General features: G+C 65.5%; 1 protein-coding gene. It reads right to left on the bottom strand.

The window, feature by feature from the left end; all coding sequences use genetic code 11:
* Positions 1 to 625: 625 nt before the first annotated feature.
* Positions 626 to 4,663, bottom strand: a complete 4,038-nt coding sequence (gene mobF, locus E1288_RS45980) for a MobF family relaxase (protein WP_235884300.1) — start codon at positions 4,661 to 4,663, stop codon at positions 626 to 628.
* Positions 4,664 to 4,903: the final 240 nt, after the last annotated feature.

Raw genomic sequence — 4,903 nt, 5'->3', positions numbered from 1 at the left:
CCGTGCAGCGAACTCCACCAGCCGCGGACGCATCCGATCGATCTCATCCGGAGTCACCACCGAAGTCAACCACAATCCACAGTAGATGATCACAACGACACGCCAAAACCTAACAAAGCACTACTAGTCCACTGACCGCGAACGTCAGAAGAAACCAGTCGGTCGGCACTACCAGCGCTACCCAGGACCCGATCGCAGCAGTGCCAAGCCCGGCAAACAAATGGGGCAGCATGCCGGTCTGTCCCAAGCTCGGGTGCCCTGCGTGCACAGCGGCGGACACCGCCTTGCGATAAGCATCCTCATTGGCGAGGAGTTCGCACCGGTCACGCCACCACGACCTCCCTACCGGCAAAGACGCCGCAGTCGCGGTAAGAGCGATCAACAACATCACAAGCATCTACGCCTGCCCTCCGTCGTAGCCTGGAGCACTCAGATACGAACATGACGCGATCTGGTGCAGCGGCATCCATCAGGCGTCCTATTGGTACTTCCAGTTCGCGCCCGTCTCACGGTACTGGTCGACGGGGATCGAATGCACTCCATCGCGCATCCGGTCGGTGTTGCGCTGCCGCCAACGCCCAGCTCGGGACCACTCCGGAAGAATCTCGCGTGATCTCCATTCGGCTCAGTAGCGCAGGCCGCTGTCCAGGTGCTCATCGTCCTCCGTATCGAGCTCCTGGTTCTGCACTTTAGTTTCGTCGTCGATGTGGACGTGATCCTCAGAGCGAGCAGCCCGCTCGGCGGTGGACTTTCGTAGGCCGCGTCGAAGCTCTTCCAGGGCTTGCTGGCTTTGGCCGCTCCTGTTGTGGTCGGCAGGCGACGCTGCAATGGCCTGCCGCCACGCGGCATCGACCGCGTCCCAACCACGCGCGTGCAGCCCGTTGCCTTCAGGCCGCTGCCCGAACGGATTCGCTGGATCGGTAGTGGTGACTTTGTGGGTTTCCCGCCATGCGGCCGCCCATGCCGCAGCACGGTCCCACCGTCCGGCAAGAGCAGGGAAGTCCGGGCGCTTCCCGAGCTGATCCGCCCACCGCGGCCGCTCGCGTTCGACCGCACTGCGGAGCTCTTCGACGCGGTTGCCGATGGCGCTGTTCATCTTGCGGAGGTAGTACTGCAGCTCTGCGTGTCCGGTGACAGCGGCGCGGAAGTGCTGGCTCAGCCAGGGCAGCGCCGGCCGGTTGCTGCCACCCGCCGCACGTTGCGCAGACAGCTCAGCGACTACGGCGTGCGCCACGAACCTGTGATCATCCATAGGATCATTCGTCGGCCGGCTCGCTAGCTGTGCTGCTGCACGGGAGACAGCGGCGTCACTGGCCAATCCTTGTTGGTGGCCTCCGGCTGCATGGCGCCACACGATGTCCCACCGCTGCTCGCTCGGGTCGACCTCGGGGACGACCGAAGTCACCAGCGCGCGCCAGCGCTCGACATCGCCTGCAGCGGGATCTGCCACGCGCGCCGGCGGCTGATGCGTCCTGACGTGGTTCTCGACGCGGTAGACCAGCACAGCCGCAACGTCATCGGCGCCGGCGAGTGAGCGCTGGTTGGCCACCGCAGGCAACAGCCGCTCCGCCTGCCAACCCTCAGCCTCGGCCTTTCGGAGCACTTCCCGTAGTGCCGGCGCCGCGTCAGCGTCCGCAGCCGCGGGATGCACGTCGTGCAGGATCCGGTCAAAGCGTTCGTGAGTGACCAGGTCGACTGCGTACTCGTGATACTGCACCAGCGTCGACAGCGACTCGGCTTCGGACAATGCCTCCCGCAGAGCTTCGGTCGCCGACAGCTCCACCCCGCTGCGCCGCAAAACCCCGGTGAGCACGGCCAGCGGATCATCCTCGGGCGGGGTTTCGCGATGGGAGTCGACGACGTGGTGACTGGTCACCACGTACATCCGGTTCATCTCCATGGAGCGGGTGATGCCGGGATAGAGCTGCTCACGAGTCGTTTCCGGCGTGACCACAGTATGGGCGGAGTCCCGGACAGACATCCCTTGGGTGCGGTTGGAGGTGGCGACGTAGGCAAGCTCAACATGCCGGTCGACGTAGTCGGCCGGCACCGTGATGCGGCCCTGGTGAGCGCGGTGGCGCAGGTGCAGCGACCCGTCCTGAGCGACCTGAAGCACGGTCCAGGTGTCGCCGTTCTTCACGAAGTCCTTCCCACCCAGCACCGTGAAGCGGCGCCGGTTGTCCCGGGTGACCACCCAGTCCCCGCGACCTGCCACGGTTCCGTCATGCAGGCGCGCGACGCGGGCGGCATCGACGTGACCTCGTACGACTCGTTGGGTATGAGCCTCCATGTTCAGCGAAATGACATCCTCGTTCCGAGGCACGATCAGCAACGTTTGCAGCCCGGCATCCAGATCCGCACGCCACTCCCGGTGCGCGGCATCCCGCATGGTTTCGATCGAACCGGACGCGATCCAGCCCCGCTCGTTGTAGTACTGCAAGCCGTCGGGGTCGCCTTCGCGTATCAGTAGTGACGCTGCCCCCTGCGCGGGGTCTCTGAACCGCACCACCTCATGCAGCCGCAGCACGCCGACATCCCGGGCGAGTAGACGTGCAAAACCGCCGGCCTCCACCGCGGCGAGCTGGTGATCGTCACCAATGAGGCGCACATCCGCTCCGCGGCTGATCGCCCAGTCCACCACGGTGTGCAACGTGTGGGTTCCCGCCATGGCGAACTCATCGATGATGAGCACGTCACCAGCGCGGAATGAGAACATGCGCTCGGCCAGTCCGTGCTGCAACGCAGTGGGAACCTGGTGCAGTGTGTGCGGGATCGCGGAGATCGAATCGCCCAGCTCCTGGGCAGCTCGTGCACTGGGGCCGAAAGCAAAAACCCTGCCGCCGGCACTGCGCCATGCCTCGGCGAACACCCTCATCGCGGTCGTCTTGCCCGTCCCGGCAGGGGCTAGAGCACCTTGCAGCCGACGGCCGCTTCGAGCGAACTCCGTGACCAGGCGTTCCTGGCCGGAGTTGAGCGTCTCATCCCGTGCAGCGGATGCGGCAACTGCGGCGGCGATGGTGTCGGCCGTCAGGCGGTGGCCGCCGTAGCGTCGCGCGAACCCGACCATTTCCTGCTCCTCGCGCAGGGTCTGTTCGGTCGTGTAGCGCGCGGAGTGGTGCTCGATAAACACGCTCTCGCCCGAAGACCGCCGCAATGCCGCGGGCTCCTCAACGAGCGATGGTGCCTGGATCTTCACGGTGTCGGTTTGGGCGATGATGGTCTCGACAACGCGCTGCACGAGCGAGTCGCGGTCACGCGGAAACAGGTGCAATCCGGCGGTTTGCCTGTGCGCCTCGGCCGTGAGGTTCCAACGGTTAAAAGTGGCGTGCGCCTCCGAGACGACGTGGCGCGTCACGTTCGCCAGCGCGGCGACGTCGACCTCCTTCGCCGACTGCGCGCGGCCGTGCAGGATGCGCCCTACGAGCGCCTCCCTTGCTTGCTTGCCGATGATCGAGTCGGCGAAGGCCTGCCATCGGGACTGGTGCTCGGCGAGGCTGCGCGGTGGACCTTTCGCCCTGCGCGTGCCGTACTGCGCCCTGCGCGAGATCTCCAGCAGCTCCTTCGGATCCGGCTCGCGGCCGTTGCGGTGGCGGAACTCCACGATCCCTCGCGCACGTTCCGCCTCGACTTGCTGGGCGCGCTGCGACCACGCAGTGATGAGTTCGTCAGGCATCCCCTCCAACTGCCACACCGGGCGCGTGAGGTCGATTCCTTCGGCTGGCCGCAGAACGAACGTCGCCCCTTGCTGACGCAGTAAGTCGCGGTAGCGGCTGTTGTAGAACTCCGAGACGGCGACTGCGGCCGCGTAAATCGTGCGGCCATCGAGGCTCGTCCACTTCCCATCGTTCGCCCGCTTCACCTTCGCGCTGACGGGCACGTGGCTGTGAAGGTGCGGATCTCCGGCCCTGCTGTCCCAGTGTTCGAAGATCGCGCCGGTGACGCCGGTGACGTCGACCTGGGCTTCACCTTCGCGTCCAGACCGCGTGAATGCGACCTCAACCTCGAACAACGCGATGGCGTCCCGGACTGCTTGCCGATGTGCGTCGGCGATCAATTCCCTGGTCACCGGATCAGCCAATGCCCACGCAGCCGAGACACTCTTGTCAGGGGCGAAAACCAACTCGTAACCAGCGGTCGCGTTGCGCAGCGCCCGTTTCTGCTCGGAGATCCATCGACGCAACTCGGCGTCGTCAACCGGCTCCCGGCCGTCGTGATCGGCGGCGAACCCATCGACATAGACGCGCTCGCGGATCTCCTGGCGGGTGTCGGCATCCAGAGGAGCGCCGATCGGCCGGCCGTGGTCGAGATTGTGCTGCCCGTAGGCCTCACCAACCCGCCGGCGCAGCGCGTCCTCCCCACCGTACTGCGGAAACCGACGTCCGAGCTTGGTCGCAGCAAGCGCCGCTTCGGGACTGGCACCCGCAGCGAGCATCTCCGCTTCGATCCGGTCAGCGTCCGGGTGCCGCCCTTCCCCGAACAGCGCCATCATCTGTTCCGGGGTGACCACGCCGTCCAACCCCAGTTCAGCGGCCCCGCCGCCGATCCATTCACCAGGTGGATACCCGCCGCCGACGTAGTAGTCGGCCATGGACTCGCCAGGCTCCAAGTCGTGATCGGCGCACCCGACGGACCCGGTCAAGTACTCGTGCCCGCCCGGAGTCATCTTCCGCAGCGCCATCACCACATTTCCAGTGTGGAACCACCCATTTCCGAGGTACGTGTGAAGGTGTGTCCAATGTGGCCGAAGGCGTGTTGAAATCCGGGGACAGAGCGGGTGTTTGAAGCGAGAAGCGCGACCGAAGTTGCATCAGATGTGATGCGTCTTCCTGGTTTCAGATGATCTGCAAGATGTGCTTTGTGTCGTGAAAGTGGCGGCGCGGCACAGGGGGGCAAGGGGCGGTGT

Origin of the sequence: Saccharopolyspora elongata (assembly GCF_004348985.1) — a bacterium.
Classification (GTDB): Bacteria; Actinomycetota; Actinomycetes; order Mycobacteriales; family Pseudonocardiaceae; genus Saccharopolyspora; species Saccharopolyspora elongata.
The sequence above is the reverse complement of the archived record's forward strand: the minus strand, read 5'-3'. Positions and strand labels throughout refer to the sequence as shown.